This window comes from Acidovorax sp. ST3, from assembly GCF_003231145.1.
GTDB lineage: Bacteria > Pseudomonadota > Gammaproteobacteria > Burkholderiales > Burkholderiaceae_C > Acidovorax.
Genome location: NZ_QKVP01000005.1, coordinates 1 through 17,775 on the forward strand (window position 1 = coordinate 1; position 17,775 = coordinate 17,775).

The window sequence follows — 17,775 nt, forward strand, 5'->3', positions numbered from 1 at the left end:
TGGCTGGGATGAAGGACTCCAAGGTGATCGTGGCGATCAACAAGGATCCTGAGGCACCGATCTTCAGCGTGGCTGACTATGGGCTGGAAGCGGATCTGTTCACGGCTGTGCCGGAACTGGTCAAGGCCCTGTAAGAACGCCCCTGTGCACACAAAGGCATCGCTCGCGATGCCTTTTTTTTGACGAAATTTTGCTTTCCCGGAGACACCCATGAGCTACACCGCCCCCGTCAAGGACATGCTGTTCGCCATCGAGCACCTGGCCAACATTGAACAGATCGCGCAGATTCCCGGTTTTGAAGACGCCGGGCTGGACACGGCCTCTGCCGTGCTGGAAGAGTGCGCCAAGTTCAATGAGGGCGTGCTGGCTCCGCTCAACTGGGAAGGCGACAAGAACCCATCGAGCTGGAAAGACGGCGTGGTCACCACTACCCCGGGCTTCAAGGAAGCCTTCCGCCAGTACGCCGACGGCGGCTGGCAAGGCCTGCAGCACCCTGCCGACTTCGGCGGCCAGGGCCTGCCCAAGACGATTGGCGCCGCCTGCATCGAGATGACCAACAGCGCCAACATGAGCTTCGCGCTGTGCCCGCTACTGACGGATGGCGCCATCGAGGCCCTGCTGACAGCAGGCAGCGATGAGCTCAAGGCCACCTATCTGGAGAAACTGGTGACCGGCCAATGGACCGGCACCATGAACCTGACCGAACCCCAGGCGGGCTCGGACCTGGCCCTGGTGCGCACCCGCGCCGAGCCGCAGCCCGATGGCACCTACAAAATCTTCGGCACCAAGATCTTCATCACCTACGGTGAGCACGACATGGCCGAAAACATCGTGCACCTGGTGCTGGCCCGCGTGCAAGGCGCGCCCGAGGGCGTGAAGGGCATCAGCCTGTTCGTGGTGCCAAAGTTCATGGTCAACAAGGACGGTACGCTGGGTGCACGCAACGACGCGCACTGCGTGAGCATTGAGCACAAGCTGGGCATCAAGGCATCGCCCACGGCCGTGCTGCAGTTTGGCGACCATGGTGGCGCTGTGGGCTACCTGGTGGGCGAAGAAAACCGTGGCCTCGAATACATGTTCATCATGATGAACGCGGCCCGCTACGCCGTGGGCATGCAGGGCATTGCGATCTCCGAGCGCGCCTACCAAAAGGCCGTGCAGTACGCCAAAGACCGCGTGCAAAGCCGCCCTGTGGATGGCAGCATCGCCGCCAGCGCGCCCATCATCCATCACCCCGATGTGAAGCGCATGCTGATGACGATGCGCGCCACCGTTGAGGGTTGCCGAGCCATGGCCACCGTGGCGGCGGCGGCGTTTGACGCCGCGCACCACCACCCCGATGCCGACACGCGCAAGCAGAACCAGGCGTTCTATGAATTCATGGTGCCGCTGGTCAAGGGCTACAGCACCGAGACCAGCCTGGAGGTGACCAGCCTGGGCGTGCAGGTGCACGGCGGCATGGGTTTCATTGAAGAAACTGGCGCGGCCCAGTACTACCGCGACGCCAAGATCCTCACCATCTACGAAGGCACTACCGCCATTCAGGCCAACGACCTCGTGGGCCGCAAGACAGCCCGCGATGGCGGCCAGGTGGCCAAGGGCATTGCTGCGCAGATCGAGAAGACCGAGGCCGATCTGCTGGCCAGCGGCACCCCTGCCGCGCTGGCCGTGGCCAAACGCCTCACGGCGGCGCGCAAGGCGCTGCTCGACGTGATCGACTTCGTGGCCGGTGGCACCAAGGCCCAGCCCAACGCCGTGTTTGCAGGTAGCGTGCCTTACCTGATGCTGGCAGGCAATGTGGTGGCTGGCTGGCAACTGGCCCGCAGCCTGCTGGTGGCGCAAGACCTGTTGCAAAAGGGACAGGACGAAGCCTTCATGCGCGCAAAAATCACCACGGCCCAGTTCTACGCCGACCACATCCTGGTGAAGGCCCCGGGCCTGCGCGACAGCATTGTGGAAGGCGCGACCAGCGTGACCGAGCTGGCGCTGGAAGCCTTCTGAAGGACTGGCGTGCTGTGAGGAGACAGGCCACCTGCAGGGCAGGGGCCTTGATATAAAAATGATAGCTACGGGCGCATGATCCACTAGCGCGTCCGGCCTATTCCATCCCTATTCTTGTTCTGGAAGTTGTAGCCATGTCCAAACTGCCTCCCGTGTTGCAAAACCTGTCGCTGCCCGTCATCGGGTCGCCGCTGTTCATCATCAGCAACCCCAAGCTCGTGATCGAGCAGTGCAAGGCCGGTGTGGTGGGCTCCATGCCCGCCCTGAACGCCCGCCCTGCCGAACTGCTGGACGAATGGCTGGCCGAGATCACCGAGACCCTGGCGGCCTACAACAAGGCCAACCCCGACAAGCCCGCCGCCCCCTTCGCCATCAACCAGATCGTGCACAAGAGCAACGACCGCCTGGAGCACGACATGCAGGTCTGCGCCAAGTACAAGGTGCCAATCATCATCACGTCCTTGGGGGCGCGCGAGGATGTGAACCAGGCCGTGCATGCCTGGGGCGGCGTGGTGCTGCACGACATCATCAACAACAAGTTCGCCCACAAGGCGATCGAGAAGGGAGCCGACGGCCTGATCGCCGTGGCGGCCGGTGCCGGTGGCCATGCGGGCACCAAGAGCCCGTTTGCGCTGATCCAGGAAATCCGCCAGTGGTTCGACGGCCCGCTGGCGCTCAGCGGCTCCATTGCCAGTGGCGGAGCGGTGCTGGCGGCCCAGGCCATGGGGGCGGACTTTGGCTACATCGGTTCGGCCTTCATCGCCACGCATGAGGCGCGCGCCAGCGAGGCCTACAAGCAGGCCATCGTGGATGGCAACTCGGACGACATCGTCTATAGCAACTTGTTCACGGGTGTGCACGGCAACTACCTGGCACCCTCGATCCGTGCCGCAGGCATGGACCCGGACAACCTTCCCGAGTCCGACCCCAGCAAGATGAACTTTGGCGGCGACGCCAAGAAGGCCTGGAAGGACATCTGGGGCTGCGGCCAGGGCATCGGTGCCATCAACGCCGTGACCAGCACTGCCGAGCTGGTCGCCAAGCTGCGCAGCGAATACGAGGCAGCCCGCGCTCGCCTCAAGCTCTGACGCTGCGCTCTGCGTGAGGGGGCTGGGGCTTTTTGCCTCCGGCGCCATGCAGTCATCCCCGTACTTCACCCTGACGCCCGTTTCGCCCGCCATGTGTGCCCACACATGGCGGGCGATTGTCTTTGTGAGGGGACTTCCGCCCCTGTTCGTGCGACGGTTTAACCCAAGGGGAAACCCGAGTAGGGAGCACAAGCTCTCTACAGATAATGGTGATAAAAAATAATCAATCAAGGTCGGTGCAGTGTTCGCCGGCCTTGTCACCATGTTGCGAGGGAGATGCCCGATGTTCCGTGCTTTTGTGTGCCTGCTGGCCGTGTGCGCCACCGCCCTGGTTCATGCCCGCAATGAAGGTGTGACGGCCGATGAAATTCGGCTGGGTGCGTCGGTGGTGCTGTCGGGGCCGCTGGGGCCGCAGACGGCACAGTACGGGGAGGGCTCGCGACTGCTGTTCGACGCGGTGAACGCGCAGGGCGGGGTGCATGGCCGCATGATCCGGTACACCACGCTCGACGATGCTTTCGACCCGCAAAAGGCCGTCGAGAACACCCGTCAGCTGTTGGAAAACGACAAGGTGTTCATGATCTTCCACAGCACCGGCACGGCGCAGACGGCGGCCATCCTGCCGCTGATCAAGGAGCAGCGCACCCTGTTGTTTGGCCCCGTCACGGGCGCCTCGGTGTTCCGTGAGACGTTCAATCCCTATGTGTTCCATGTGCGTGCGGGTTATGCGAACGAGGCCAGCAAGATCGTGTCGCAACTGCGCCAGCAAGGCATGACCCGTGTAGCCGTGTTCTTTCAGGACGATGGCCTGGGCAAGACACTGGCGGGCGAGCTCAAGAAAGCGTCGGAAGAGGAGAAGCTGCCCTTCCTGGCCGAGATCAAGGTGGACCCCAAACAGCCCGACTTTGCCGCTGCCGCGCAAGCAACCGAAAAAGCCCAGCCCCAGGCGGTGATCGTGGCCACGGGCGGCACCACCTTCACCAGCTACATCAAGGCCGTGCAGGCCACGGCAGCGCGGCCTGCCTACTACGGGTTCTCGGTGGCCAGCATGGACGTGATCCAGCGCGAACTCAAGGACAAGGCGCGGGGCATCATCCTGGCGCAGATCATGCCTTCCCTGCGCAACACCACCATCCCGGTGGTGGCCGAATATCTGAGCCTGCTGCGCGCCAAGTCGCCGGGCGCACAACCGTCGGCCTCCCAGTTCGAAGGCTTTGTCCACGCACGCTTGCTGGTGGAAGGGCTGCGTCGCACGGGGCGCAACCTGACCACCGAGTCGTTCTCCAAAACGATGGAAGACGCGGGGGAAATTGCCTTTGGCCGCTTCAACGTGAAGTATTCGCCGCGCAACCACAATGGCTCGACCTACGTCGAGCTGGCCATTGTGGATGCCGAGGGCAGCCTGCGCTATTGACGGCCGTTTGGGTTGGGCCACGCAGAGGGGGGATTGGCGGTCTGCCGACCCACGCTGCGGAGGGGCGACCCGGGCGCGACAGCAGGTCGGTGCAAAAAATCCTCTAACCGAGGACAATAGAGGGTTTTGTTGCTCCGCCCCTTGTTCCGTTCGTCTCGCTGCCTGGCAGGGTAGATAACGCGGTAGGGGTGGCTACGGATGTCTGGCGGTGTTCTGTCCGCTGGAGTTCACGAACACACCCTATGTCCTCGTCCACATCCCGAACGCCGTTGATCGACATGATCAAGGGCATGGCTTGCGCCACCATCGTGTGGCACCACCTGGCTTTCTATGGCCCGATGTCCGACATCGCTCACCCTTTGGCTCCAGCCCTCATGGCCTGGCTGTACGACTACGGACGCATGGCGGTGCAGGTGTTTTTGGTGCTGGGAGGGTATCTGGCTGCTGCGAGTCTTGCGCCCCAGGGCGTTGCCCGCTTTGACCATGCTGGTACCGCTATTGCCAAGCGTTTCGTGCGCTTGGTAGTGCCTTACGCCGTGGCGCTGGTGCTGGCGGTGCTGGTGTCTGCCCTGGTTCGGCCTTGGATGGACCACCACTCCGTGCCCGACCAGCCCACTTTCTCGCAGCTGCTGGCGAACGCATTGCTGCTGCAGGACATTGTGGGTGCAGGCGCGTTGTCGGCGGGCGTCTGGTACGTGGCCATCGACTTCCAGCTCTTTGCCCTGACCGTGCTCATGCTCGCCGGGGTGCGTGCGCTGCCAATGCGCCAGTTACGGCATCAGGCGGCAGCCGTGTCGCAAGGATTGGTGTTGCTGATGGCGGGCGCCTCATTGTGGCTGTTCAACCGCATGGCGGGGCTGGACATGTGGGCGCTGTACTTTTTTGGTGCTTACGGCCTTGGCATGCTGGCCTACTGGGCGACCCGCGCTCCCCAGGCGCAGGGGTGGATGACGATGATGGCGTTGTTGGCAGGCGTGGCACTGGCCGTGGACTTTCGCGCGCGCATTGCCGTGGCTGCAGTCACGGCGCTGTGCCTTGTGGTGGCCATGCGCTCCGATCGCGTGCGCAGTTTTACCGGCGTATCACCGCTCGTTCAGCTCGGTCAGATGTCGTATTCGGTCTTCCTGGTGCACTTTGCTGTGTGCTTGCTGGTCAACGCGGTGGTCAGCCACCTCTGGCCCACTTCGCCCGTGTTGAACGCCTTGGGCATGCTGCTGGCCTTCGCTCTGTCGCTGGTCGCAGGCCGCCTGCTGTATCTGCGGGTGGAGCGCCACGTACCGTCGTGGTCCACGGCGCTGCGCTGGCAGCTGGGGCTGGTGGGGGCAGGCATGCTGGTGGTCATTACCAGCAACTGGGCGTAGCCTTTGAGTTGAAACCGCCTGGGCGAACTGACGGGGCTGCCTTTTTGAGCACGCTCCGCCCTTTCGCCGCGTGCAGTGCTATCGCAAAAGCTTGCGCTCCCGCCGCTTGCGTTGCTTGTCCAGAAACCAGGCCATGAAGGGCAGCAGCACCATCGAGCCCGGGATCACCCAGATGAAGAGATACGGACTGACCGAAGAGGCGGACCGCATCACATCGCGCAGGTGGGCCCGCTCCTCTGCACTCCAGGTGCCCTGTCGGCGTTGCTGAACCAGCCAGACCACTGAGCCTTTCATCGTGGCTATCTCTCTGCGTAAACGGCTCTTTTCCCGGCTGTTGCCGGCCAAAAAGGAGCAGAACCATTCTGGGGCTCGCTCCATGCGACGCTGGAATGCTAGCGTCGAATCCGGGTCAAACGGATCGTCGGAGCTAGGATGGGCGGAGGTGTGGTGAGGGTCCATGGCGTACGCCATTTTGTGAGCAGACCCGAGGAATGCCAAACAGGTTATGCGTCAGGCACAGCTTAAACCCATGGGGAGTAGTCTTTAGCGGTGCCTTGATGCTGTCCCCGCTTGTTGGTCGATGATCTCTGCGTATTCGCTCCTTACTTTTCTGCAAGTCACAATTGCCGGCCAAAAACTCCTCCAAGATAGGCTGGGCAGGTCTCTATTCGCCCCCGCAATAATCAATCCATAGACGGACTGCGTCACTGCCTCCGCCGTTAAAAGGGAGCGCGGTCCTCATTTCTTGTTCGAGGCGTGCGGTGATCTAGTGCCGCGCTGCCGTGCGCCACCGTTAGCTGATCGTGGTACGTGTACTCAGACGCAAAACTCTATAAAAAAAGCGCTTGGTGTAGTCCAAGCGCTCGATGAATGAGTGAGATAGCGGAGCAGCCGTGTTTATTTGTTCCAGCACTCTTCAACTGTTGTTCCACTTGAATAATTCAATGCCCCACGCACACCAGTGTTGGTAATCGTGAAATCTCCGCATTTGTCTTTAGCTTGAGCTCCTCCGGCCTTCCGGGTAGCAACCAAGGTAAATGCGGAGTTGGTATTGCCAGCTGCCAACCCTATGGTGTAGCGCTTGGTGTTGTCCGTAGCCCAAGTCAAGTTGGCAGGCAATGCGGTTGGGTACACGCCTGTGGCAGTTGCGGCACGCTCAAGCCACTGTTGCGCTTGTAGCAGTCCAGCTCGGGCATCGGCTCGGTGGCCGCGAGCTACGTATTCCATGTAGCTAGGGTATGCGATGGCAGAAAGAATGCTCACGATGACCACTACGATCATCACTTCGATGAGCGTGAAGCCGCGTTGTACTCGCTGCGATTGTCGGATCATTGTGCGGTCTCTCACTTTAATTGGCGCCAGCTGGGACGCATGGATTGTTCGGGCATGCGGTTCAAGGTGTCACGCGCACCACCACCGCCCGTCAAGTCCTGAATGCGGTCCCGCTTCGTAATCAGAATTGGAGTACCTGTCTTCACAGCCACTCGGGCTACCTTTTTATCCGCAGTGGCGTTGTAAATGCCGTTGTTGTCGGTGTCTACCAGCTGAACTGTCGGAATTTTGCCATCCATGATGTTGACAAACGTGCGGAATTGACTACCGGCGCTGGTGTCAACCTTCACAGGCACACAGCTTTCATTGATGTTATCGCTCTCGCTGTTCTTGGTGCCCGAGGGCGATTCGCTGTAGACCGCAAGAATGTTGCTGCCATCAAAGAACTGCATGGGCTTGAGCAGACGTTCCCCACCGAACGGCAGGTCCAAGTACCAGCCTTTGTAGTCCTTCCAAGTCTCCTTCTTCAGTTCTTGAGTTGCGGTCACGGTGGCGTCATCGCCAGACACGGTTGTAATGGTTTGCTTGGCCAGTGGTGCCCCGCTATTCGCAATGGTTCCCACTTGTGCCGGGGCGGGCACGCAGGTTGTAGGCGCGGTAGCACAGTCGCCTGCGCCCGGATGCACTTCAAGCGAACTCTTGTCCGTCTTCATGCGGTAGCGCGTGTTGTCGAGTACCGAATACAGTGTTTGGATGGGCTGCGTAATGTCCGTGCGACGATCGTTGGCAGTGAGGTTCCGACCTGTGCCAAAGGCAACCATCATGCCGCCGACAGGTACCGTCTTGGCGGTGGGGCCGGATCCCACTGTCATGCTTCGGTCGTTAGGACGCACGATCGGAGGCGCTGTGATCGGTTGTACCTGGTCTCGCGTGGTACTGGCCATGGTGGCTGGGCCACGTGCAGTGAACAACGGCTTGTTGTTACCAAAGGCCACCTGCCATTCGCTTTCGGTGGCACTGGTCAGATCGAATTTCCAAAGGTTGCCCAGATTGTCGCCCGCATAGACGATATCGGTCTTGCCATCACCGTCCAGGTCGACCAGTGTGGGCGATGCCAAGCCGTTGTCTTTTGCGTTTCCTGTGCCCGTGGCATCGGTGGTGGCCTGAATACGTACGAGCTTTTTGTCGGTGCCGTCAAGGTACTGCACCAGCAACACAGGGCGTTGGTTAGTGCTGTTGTAGCCATTGCCCATCACTACCGCCCACCTGCCATTGTTCAGGCGCGTGATCTGCGTAGCTTCTTGCTTGTTGGCAGGATTTCGCCCTGGCTGCGCTGTGATGTTGCCCAGATCCCGCATGTCAGCCACGTTGGTGTCGCATGCGATTTTTGCTGTACCGGACAGTGCGCTGCAGTTGGGTTCAGCTTCGCTTTTTGCGCGGGTGCGGTCCATCACTACCAGATCGGCCGCACTGGTCGTACCAAAGTTGCCGGGGTTGGTAACGTCCAGCACAAAATACCCTTTCCCCCCCGCACCCAGAGAGCCCACCAGCAGGGTTTTCCAATTACTGCCGTCCTTGATATCACCGGTCATCGGCGACCCATCGACGTAGTAGCGGTGCTGGTAGTCTTTGTCAGTCAGCTCTTTCAACCCACTGACCACGCCACGCGGCACGTAGGCGATCAACTCTTTGCCATTGGTTGCTGAGAACCCATGCAGCATGCCATCGTTACCACCCACGTAGAGAACAGGTGTGCGGCTTTTCTGGGCGGAAACGAAACTCGAGTAACCCATTGCGTAGTTGCTACTCGGGCGTCCGGTGTACCAGATTTCAGAGTTGACCACATCACCCTGACGGCTGAAACGCTCGCGCAGTGGCTTCGCGGGGGTCGTGCCCTCCAGCCTGCGGTCACCTCGGATGTAATCAACGATATTGATGCCGCTGGTCTTCAAGGGATCGGTTGTGGTGTCACCCGAGGTAACACCCAGCAATGCCCATTTCTGTTCTGTGCTGTAACTGATAGGAGTGGTGGAAGACCATTTAAAGGGAATACCACTATTGGTTGAGTCACTCCAGCTTAAAACAAGGCGACTATCTACCGCACCATCAATAGGCCAAGCTTCGTCGAGTCGATCTGCTGTTGATTTACCTTGCCAACCAGTGACGGTGTCTGGAAAGCGGATACATTTGAGATCAGGGTCTGTTGGAGTGGGGCAAGCATATTCCTCCGGCTCAACGGCTCGCGTGGCAGTAATAGAACCACTCCAGCCTCTTTTTGGGCTGTAAGTCGATGCAAAAATGCCTGCATTACTCTGTGAAACGTTATATCCGCTGGTGCTGCCACCGCCGGCTATTTCATCAGGTAACGGAGCGCTTTCCTCGTTAATTTTGCCAATGATTTCGGTAAAAGCCTTAGCCAAGTCTTGCGGCTCTTCTACGGCATAAAAGCGACCACGGCCATTTATTGCCGAATGCCAAAGATCTAATGCCCGATCAGAATTTGAGTCGCTCGTATGGTGTGTGTTGGATAGGAGGTCGGGCCATTGTGTCCAACCAGTAATCAAGTCGATAAATCCATCAGTGTAACCGAATGGAACTATCTCACTGGGTGCAACAATATCGGGGCTTAGTTTCCATTGGGTTGCTTGTGCACTGAATCCAATGGTGTAGGTCACCATGTGTGGCCAAGTGGCTGGATTATATTTTGGATTCCAGTATTTTTCCAGATTTACTGACTTGGTTTGTGTGACACTAGTTTTGCACACATTGTTGCCATCGATTTTAACCCAGTCGCCGGATTTTGCTGTGCATGCCGATTTGGTAATATTTTCAATTACATCGACTGTTTTTGTTCTGGAAAAAGTTTCTGTTGCTGGAGCCTCCTCGTAAACCTTGGATGGCTTGAGTTTGTCCGCATCCTTCAGCTTAGTGGGATCTTGTAACGGATCCATCCAGCTTTTGAAGGCCCAATCGGCCACCATATTCGCATAGCCATCACGATAGATGCGCGTTTGATCGGATGTAGTGCTGTAGGCTTTTCGATCAGCCGCGAGCGTAGTGGTGGCCCAATTCTTTCCATCTTGTTCACCGCTTTTATCGGCATCTGGTAGGCTGTTCCAGACACCATCGGTCATCATAATATGATAATTTCGGCGGCAGCCAAGATACTCATCAGCTTTGCTGCCGGTGCCTCCAGGGTCAGTGGACCATGGGCCGTTCTTATTGGGCACTGCTCGCCTCATGTAAGCATCAGCTTTTCGGAACATCTCGTGAGATGGCGTCCCATTGTTAGCGTCTAATTTGCTAACAAAATCGAGAAAATTGTCTCGATGTTTTACGGAAGTAGTCACGGCGGCGTCAATAGGACGCATGGAGTTGGTATTCAAGTTAGGGCTATCAACGCTCCCTGCTCCGCTCGATCCACCATTGTTGTGCATCGCCTGCCATGCAATGCGAAGCTTATTTTCTGGTATTAGCTCTTTGTTGCTAAAAACAGTTTTTAATGAATATTTGAGAATATTAATGCGTCTGGCATCGTTGGCCCATGTGCCATTATCGTACGGTTGTGTATAGCCTTTTCCTGTGTTTGAAGACCCATTGCTGGTGGTTTTTATGCCCCAATCCATACTCCCCGAGTCATCAATTGAAATAATGACGTTAGGCGCCACGAAAGCCGATTTAGAGGTGGGAAGAGGAGGTTCCTGTACAAGATCCAGCGCCCAGGCGGGGGTCAAAATTGCACCTATAGCAATGGCCAGCAGGTTCTTCTGAAAGGGGATACGGTTGGCTCGGGGCATGGCGTGCTCCTTCATGAATGGGATCAGCAAACGAAATGAAACAAGCCTATAGCGATTGCGCTGTAAGCATTGGTAGCTATTGGATTTGTAGTGACTGAGTCCATGGCTTCAATCTTTTGTCCGTTGTCGCGCGTATGTTTCTTGCAATACGACAGTGGTTTCAGGCTTGCGCCCCTTGGCGAGGGCGGTAATGCGGAAGACCACATACACGTCGAGGTTCAGCGGCAACTGGCTGGTGCTGGAATCGACGATCAGATTGGCGCTTTTGGCTGCATCGCTGTATCGCATGATTTCTATCCAGTACCAGCCTCCCAAGCCTGCGCCAGTTTCGGTGAGGATCGGGTTAAGGCTGTCAGTGCCATCATTTTTAGTGGGTTTTTTATTGATCGCCCCTGTAAACTGGCCGTATCGGGCGCCGACATTCATGAGATCCGAGAGCGGTACTTCTCCCAGGGCCGCGTCGGCACCGGGTGTGATCGGAGTCGTGTCTGTGGCGTAATTCCAAAAATCTTGCCGTCCGACGCGGCGCGTGCATAAACCATCCTTGCAGCGTTTAGTTTCTGCCTCCAGCGAGGTAATCAGAGGATTGATTTCATTGGTGTCGCCCGGAAACTGCATCGCTCCGCTCGTGTAGGCGCGACAAGGAGGGCCGGCACATGGGCTGCCGTCAGCCATTTCGCCACGGATGTCCAGCTCGGCGTCTTGCAGCAGTGCTTGGGCTGCTTCCAGGGCACGTTGGTAATCTGCGTCGTTGCCCACTACCATTTCGTTGAAAAGGGAGGTTCGTGAGGCCCAGAGCGCAAGCAGCATGGAGAGCATGACGAAAACGATGACCACAAACAGTGCTACGCCGCGTTGGCGAGTAGCAATGGACCGGTCGGGTTCCCTGTGGCCAACACGGTCGACTAGATAGAGAGCGTCATGGCGCTGTGGGTTTTGCATAGTGGCTGCTTTGCGATGTTCTACAAGGGGCGCACGTCAAATCAGCCCTTGGCTGCGCAATTGAAAGGTGTTACGGAACACCAGATGCATGCGGTTTTTGCGAGTGCCAGTGAGTGTGGTCATGTCGACACTGGTGCCTGAGCAGTCGGTGTAAGTGCTACCTGCGGGCATATCGATGGGCTCGCTACCGTAAAGTACCAGGCACACTTGTATGCCTTGTACGCGTCTCCAGGTTGGATCGGTTGCGGCCGTTGGCATGTCGCTTCCCTTGGTGTACTGCACTTTGGACCCGGTGGCATCGGTAGTTTGGACCACGTAAAGGGCCTGGAATTGCGCGACGTTTTGCACGATGGCTTGTGCAGTGGCGCCGTTCCCTGCGCATTGCAGTTCATTCTTGGCGCTGTCGAATGTGAAAATACTCTCGACCAACTGATCTGTGCTGCTGTTGCCTGGGGCGCCAATGCAGTTACGCGCCAGATAGTCGGTACCGAAAGCGGCTGGCGTGGATGCAGTGGCTGCAGTGCCTGCGACCATGAAAACATTGTCCGCGTAGCGACGGAAGCCGGTGGTGACCGTAGCGCTGGCGCCCGCAAGGGTGCCTTCTTGCGCAAAGCTATTACCACCGCTCACTGAGTCTGCTTTGATTTCAAAGGCCACAGGGCTGAGCACATCGGTGTTGCTGCCTCCGGTCGGGTTAGGGTTCAGGTACAGGGAACCGGTTTGGCGAAGTTGCTGGCCAATAACCCGCATCACGTACGCTCCTTGCTGCTGTATGCCGCTGGCGTCGCTCACGGTGCCAGAGATACCACGTGACACCATCAGAGCCCCCATGGCCACCGCTACGACGAGCAGGCCTATGACTATGCCGACCATCAATTCGATCAGTGTCACACCACGTTGCTGAAGTGGGGAGGGCGAAATTTTCATGGTTTAAGGCTCTTCAAATAGGCACCAGATGCTATGGTTTTTATAAATTGCAAACCAAAACTACGAGCAATAAAGCGTCTTGGTGCCGCTTCCGTCGTCATAGGGGGCGCAACGCGCCGCCACAGTGATGTATTGCAAGTGGCAAGTTTTATCGGCGGGACAGGCATTGGCCGAGTCGGTTCCTGCGGTGAGGGCCCCTGCGGTGCCGTCATTGGTAGTGGCTCGGAATTTAGTCGCGTCGATATCGTCCTTGTAGGCTGCGGCTGTATCGCGCTCGTTCTCGCGCCAAGCAATCATGATTCCCAGTTGACGGCGGTTGGCTTCGACGGTTTCTCCGGGGGCAAGAAAGATGCTGGCTTGCCCTCCTGGGAGGGATTGCTCCACCGTAGTTTTCCACTGTTTCAGGTCATAGGCTGCCTGCTCTGCTGGGGTGCAGGTGGCGCTATCGCAATTGGATGCAGTCAAATCGCTGGATTTTTTGCTATATCCAGATTCATAGCTTTTAATACTTAACAATGCGTTAGGGCTGACCTTCATGCGCTCGCTCAGGTCCTCAATCAATCGGATGGCCTGAGCGCGTCGTACCGTGGTAGACGTGTCTGTCAAGGTCCGCATCTGAACGCCCAGTATTCCTAGGATACCTAGCGCCATCACTACGATGGCCACCAACGACTCGATCAGGCTGATGCCTTGCTGGCGCCGACATGCAGCAGGGTTGATAGTTGTCAGCTGGTACATGGAATGGCCTCTGGGAGAATGGTGCGTATGCGTCCACCTGAACTCATGCAGACACCGCGAGCGCCTGGGTGCATGGTGGACTTGTCTAGGGGAACTAAACTGAAACCGAGCCAAGTGCCATCCACCAGACCCCAGCGGTTCAGCTTGATGGCGGCTCCGCCGCCCGTGCGTGTAACTTGCACTTTGGATGGTATTTCTACACGCTGAAGTACTGGCTCACTGGCATTGCAGGACCCATTGCCATTAATGTCGTGGCAGATGATCCATCCGCAGTCCCAGTCGCGAGTGCTTGTAGCTGTAGTGCATCCATTGGTGTTATTTGGCAATTTTTGCATTGCCACCAAACCCCCGCGCTTGATAGCCTCAGAACGTGCCATTTGGAGTGACGAGCGAAGCGACTCTGTGGCATTACGAACGCGCCAGCTCTCGATCATTAGGGCGAAAGAGGGGCTTGCTAAACCCGCAAGCACCGCCAGAAGAGCGATTACCACCATCAACTCGATAGCAGTAAATCCACCAGCATAGGGTCCGAGGTTCGCGGATGAATACTTGTCAAGCGTCATGGCTAGACCTACATGTCATGCCGGGCAGGTACCACCGCGTGGTACTTGGACGATTCGGCCGCCCATGCCAGCACAAAGCCGTATGGCTGCGTTGTCGGTCTGGGATTTACCTTCGGGGTAGAGCAAAAAATTCATAGCGACGGCTACGCCTCCGCTACTTTCTGTCAGCATTCCCCAGCGATCTACATAAAGAGCTGTTTTACTGTTGCTATGGGAAATAGAAACCCTTGAGGGAGCGGCATTGACTTTGATGTCTGTGCTGACTCCATTTTGGGTATGGATCAATTTCCAGCCCGTATTCCAGCCGCCCGTTGCGTCGATGGTCACGCCTCCGCCGCGTTTGATGGCCTCTGAGCGCGCCAAATACAAGCTGGAGGTCAAGGATTCGGCTGCATCGCGAACACGCCAACGCTCAATCAAGAGGGTAAAACTAGGACCAGCTAGTGCTGCAAGGACAGCGATGATTGCTACAACGACCAGCAGCTCAATGGCGGTGAAGCCATTAGGGCCCGTAAGGGGGGGAGTCGCCGCCAACTTATTGTTCGCGTGGCAGGAGATCGATGCATACATAACGAGATCCTATAAAAGGCGACATTGTCTTGCCAAGAGGCTAGGGACAGATGGTCTAAGGGTCGCGACAAGCGGTGTCAACTTGTGGGCAACTTCCACAATGAGGCCAGCTTTCGCTTGTATTTCTGCTTGTCTCCACGGCGCGGCGGCGCTTGGCCGATGCCGTTCTTTCTGTGAGGCTTGTTCCAAGAAGACGTGCGGCGGTATTTTGGTTGAGAGATGCCGATTTCCAGCGAATGCCTATTTTCGGATGGCGGCCTATGTAGTTATTTCGGTGATGGTATGCAGTCAAACGATACAACGCAATTTCTCTTCGTTGACTCGTGGGTTGTTCGGAAATGGACATGCGGAATCTCAGTGCAGAGGAGGCTCTTGGTTGGGGTATGTCAATTTGTCTGCTTGGCATTGCCTTGAAATCAGGCACCCCTTGCCTCAAGTTCAGAGCAATTCGGAGGACATAGACCATGCGTCTCGACAAATTCACCACCAAGTTTCAGGAAGCCCTGAGTGACGCCCAGAGCATTGCGCTGGGCAATGACCACGCCTATATCGAGCCCGTGCACGTGCTGCAGGCCATGCTGCAACAGGAGGACGGCCCCAGGGCTTTGCTGCAACGTGCAGGCGCCAATGTGCCTGGGCTGCTGGCAGCGGCAGAGGCCGCCGTCAAGCGGCTGCCTCAGGTGCAAGGCAATGACCAAGTACAGGGCGGGCCCGAGTTGGGCCGTGTTCTGCAAGCCACTGAGAAAGAAGCCATCAAGCGCGGTGACCAGTTCATTGCCAGTGAGCTGTTTCTGCTGGCTGTGATCGACAGCAAGGGCGATGCTGCCAAGATCGCCAAGGACAACGGTCTCACGCGCAAGAGTCTGGAGGCTGCGATTGAAGCCGTGCGCGGCGGCCAGAAGATGGACAGCGCCGAGGCGGAGGGGCAGCGTGGCGCTTTGGCCAAGTACTGCCTGGACCTCACCGAACGCGCTCGCCTGGGCAAGCTCGACCCGGTGATTGGCCGTGACGACGAGATCCGTCGCGCCATTCAGGTGCTGCAGCGGCGTACCAAGAACAACCCTGTGCTGATCGGTGAGCCCGGTGTGGGCAAGACGGCCATCGTTGAGGGCTTGGCCCAGCGCATCGTGGCGGGCGAGGTGCCCGAGAGCCTGAAGAACAAGCGCGTGCTCAGTCTCGACATGGCAGCGCTCCTCGCCGGTGCCAAGTACCGCGGCGAGTTTGAGGAACGCCTGAAAAGTGTCCTCAACGAGCTGGCCAAGGATGAAGGCCAGACCATTGTCTTTATTGATGAGTTGCACACCATGGTGGGCGCCGGCAAGGGCGAGGGCGCGATGGATGCGGGCAACATGCTCAAGCCCGCGCTGGCGCGCGGCGAGCTGCACTGCGTGGGGGCCACCACCCTCGACGAATACCGCAAGTACATCGAAAAGGATGCGGCGCTGGAGCGTCGCTTCCAGAAAATCCTCGTGGGCGAACCTACCGTCGAGGCGACCATTGCCATCCTGCGCGGCCTGCAGGAGAAGTACGAGGTGCACCACGGCGTGGACATTACCGACCCGGCAATCGTCGCAGCGGCCGAGCTGAGCAATCGCTACATCACGGATCGCTTCTTGCCGGACAAGGCGATTGACCTGATCGACGAGGCTGCGTCCAAGATCAAGATCGAGATGGACTCCAAGCCTGAGGTGATGGACAAGCTCGACCGCCGCCTGATCCAGTTGCAGATCGAGCGCGAAGCCGTCCGCAAGGAAAAAGACGAGTCCTCTCAAAAGCGCTTTGCGCTGATCGAGGAAGAGATCACCCGGCTGCAAAAGGAAATCGCCGACTACGACGAAATCTGGCAGTCTGAAAAGGCCCAGGCGCAGGGCAGCGCCCACGTGCGCGAGGCCATCGACAAGCTCAAGTTCCAGATCGAAGAGTTCACCCGCAAGGGCGACTTCAACAAGGTGGCCGAGCTGCAATACGGCAAGCTGCCCGAGCTGGAAAAGCAGCTCAAGGAAGCCCAGGCGCAAGAAGCTGGCAAGGACGGTGCGCCCGCTACGCGCCGACTATTGCGCACACAGGTGGGCGCCGAGGAAATCGCTGAAGTGGTAAGCCGTGCCACGGGCATCCCGGTCGCCAAGATGATGCAGGGCGAGAAAGACAAGCTCTTGCAGATGGAAGCCAAGCTGCACGAACGTGTGGTGGGGCAAAACGAGGCGATTGCTGCAGTGGCCAACGCCATCCGTCGTTCGCGCTCGGGCCTGAGCGATCCCAACCGTCCCACGGGCTCCTTCCTGTTCCTGGGCCCCACGGGCGTGGGCAAGACCGAGCTGTGCAAGGCACTGGCAGGCTTCTTGTTCGACAGCGAAGACCACCTGATCCGCATCGACATGAGCGAGTTCATGGAGAAGCATTCGGTGGCCCGCCTGATCGGCGCACCACCCGGTTATGTGGGCTATGAGGAGGGCGGCTACCTGACCGAAGCCGTGCGCCGCAAGCCCTACAGCGTACTGCTGCTCGACGAGGTGGAAAAGGCCCATCCCGATGTGTTCAACGTGCTGCTTCAGGTGCTGGACGACGGCCGCCTGACGGATGGCCAGGGCCGCACCGTGGACTTCAAGAACACGGTGATCGTGATGACCAGCAACATCGGCTCGCACCTGATCCAGGCGATGGTGGGACAGGACTCGGACGACATCAAGGAAGCGGTGTGGGGCGAACTCAAAAACCACTTCCGGCCCGAGTTTTTGAACCGCATTGATGAGACTGTGGTGTTCCACGCGCTGGATGCACAGCACATTGCCTCGATCGCCAAGATCCAGCTGCAGCTGCTGCAATCCCGGTTGGCCAAGATGGATTTGGAATTGCAGGTGTCCGACGCAGCCTTGGCAGAATTGGCCAAGGTGGGGTTTGACCCGGTGTTCGGTGCACGGCCGCTCAAGCGGGCAATTCAGCAGCGCATCGAGAACCCGCTGTCCAAGCTGTTGCTCGAAGGGCGATTCGCGCCCAAGAGTGTGATTCCGGTCACCGTGAACCCTGTGCTGGAGCCTGGTGTGTTCCAGTTCGGAGTGGCTCCGCAGGAGTGATGCGGGGTCGGTATGCGATTGCGGTGTGATT

13 protein-coding genes and 1 pseudogene are annotated in these 17,775 nt (G+C 58.3%); 6 read left to right on the forward strand and 8 right to left on the reverse strand.

The features are described 5' to 3' along the window. The 5 genes and pseudogenes from DNK89_RS24790 to DNK89_RS16145 all read left to right on the forward strand — a co-directional run. A pseudogene (locus DNK89_RS24790) lies at window positions 1–134 on the forward strand (electron transfer flavoprotein subunit alpha/FixB family protein); the annotation flags it as partial. A 76-nt stretch (window positions 135–210) separates the two neighbouring features. Continuing rightward, entirely contained in the window at window positions 211–2,001 is a 1,791-nt protein-coding gene (locus DNK89_RS16130) for an acyl-CoA dehydrogenase (RefSeq protein ID WP_110960960.1), read from the forward strand. 134 nt (window positions 2,002–2,135) lie between these two features. Further along, window positions 2,136–3,089, forward strand: coding sequence for a nitronate monooxygenase family protein (locus tag DNK89_RS16135; RefSeq protein WP_015015116.1), 954 nt, complete (start codon window positions 2,136–2,138; stop codon window positions 3,087–3,089). A gap of 283 nt (window positions 3,090–3,372) precedes the next feature. Continuing rightward, window positions 3,373–4,503 (forward strand): ABC transporter substrate-binding protein, encoded by a 1,131-nt coding sequence (locus tag DNK89_RS16140; RefSeq protein WP_110960961.1) that lies wholly within the window; start codon window positions 3,373–3,375, stop codon window positions 4,501–4,503. Window positions 4,504–4,745: 242 nt separating this feature from the next. Then, window positions 4,746–5,864: an acyltransferase gene (locus tag DNK89_RS16145; RefSeq protein ID WP_110960962.1), complete on the forward strand. Its 1,119-nt coding sequence runs from the start codon at window positions 4,746–4,748 to the stop codon at window positions 5,862–5,864. Window positions 5,865–5,942: 78 nt separating this feature from the next. Here the strand turns inward: DNK89_RS16145 and DNK89_RS16150 are convergent, their stop codons facing one another. From DNK89_RS16150 to DNK89_RS16185, 8 genes are all read right to left on the reverse strand, one after another. Then, the gene (locus DNK89_RS16150) at window positions 5,943–6,323 is read right to left on the reverse strand and encodes a hypothetical protein (RefSeq protein ID WP_110961301.1); all 381 of its coding nucleotides are present in this window, start codon (window positions 6,321–6,323) and stop codon (window positions 5,943–5,945) included. Between the two features lie 438 nt (window positions 6,324–6,761). After that, a complete protein-coding gene (locus DNK89_RS16155; protein WP_110960963.1) occupies window positions 6,762–7,196 on the reverse strand; it encodes a type IV pilin protein in 435 nt (144 codons plus the stop codon). An 11-nt stretch (window positions 7,197–7,207) separates the two neighbouring features. Next, window positions 7,208–10,933: a pilus assembly protein gene (locus DNK89_RS16160; protein ID WP_110961302.1), complete on the reverse strand. Its 3,726-nt coding sequence runs from the start codon at window positions 10,931–10,933 to the stop codon at window positions 7,208–7,210. A 108-nt stretch (window positions 10,934–11,041) separates the two neighbouring features. Next, the gene (locus DNK89_RS16165) at window positions 11,042–11,875 is read right to left on the reverse strand and encodes a PilX N-terminal domain-containing pilus assembly protein (protein WP_110960964.1); all 834 of its coding nucleotides are present in this window, start codon (window positions 11,873–11,875) and stop codon (window positions 11,042–11,044) included. Between the two features lie 36 nt (window positions 11,876–11,911). Further along, window positions 11,912–12,802, reverse strand: coding sequence for a PilW family protein (locus DNK89_RS16170; protein WP_110960965.1), 891 nt, complete (start codon window positions 12,800–12,802; stop codon window positions 11,912–11,914). Between the two features lie 60 nt (window positions 12,803–12,862). Then, window positions 12,863–13,540 (reverse strand): type IV pilus modification protein PilV, encoded by a 678-nt coding sequence (gene pilV / locus DNK89_RS16175; RefSeq protein WP_203422310.1) that lies wholly within the window; start codon window positions 13,538–13,540, stop codon window positions 12,863–12,865. Next, entirely contained in the window at window positions 13,528–14,103 is a 576-nt protein-coding gene (locus DNK89_RS16180) for a GspH/FimT family pseudopilin (RefSeq protein WP_110960966.1), read from the reverse strand. Before DNK89_RS16180 ends, pilV begins: the two co-directional genes overlap by 13 nt. 15 nt (window positions 14,104–14,118) lie before the next feature. Beyond that, the gene (locus DNK89_RS16185) at window positions 14,119–14,673 is read right to left on the reverse strand and encodes a GspH/FimT family protein (RefSeq protein ID WP_110960967.1); all 555 of its coding nucleotides are present in this window, start codon (window positions 14,671–14,673) and stop codon (window positions 14,119–14,121) included. Window positions 14,674–15,137: 464 nt separating this feature from the next. On the opposite strand from DNK89_RS16185, the gene clpB reads away from it, so the two are divergent. Next, window positions 15,138–17,744, forward strand: coding sequence for an ATP-dependent chaperone ClpB (clpB, locus tag DNK89_RS16190; RefSeq protein ID WP_110960968.1), 2,607 nt, complete (start codon window positions 15,138–15,140; stop codon window positions 17,742–17,744). Window positions 17,745–17,775 lie beyond the last annotated feature (31 nt).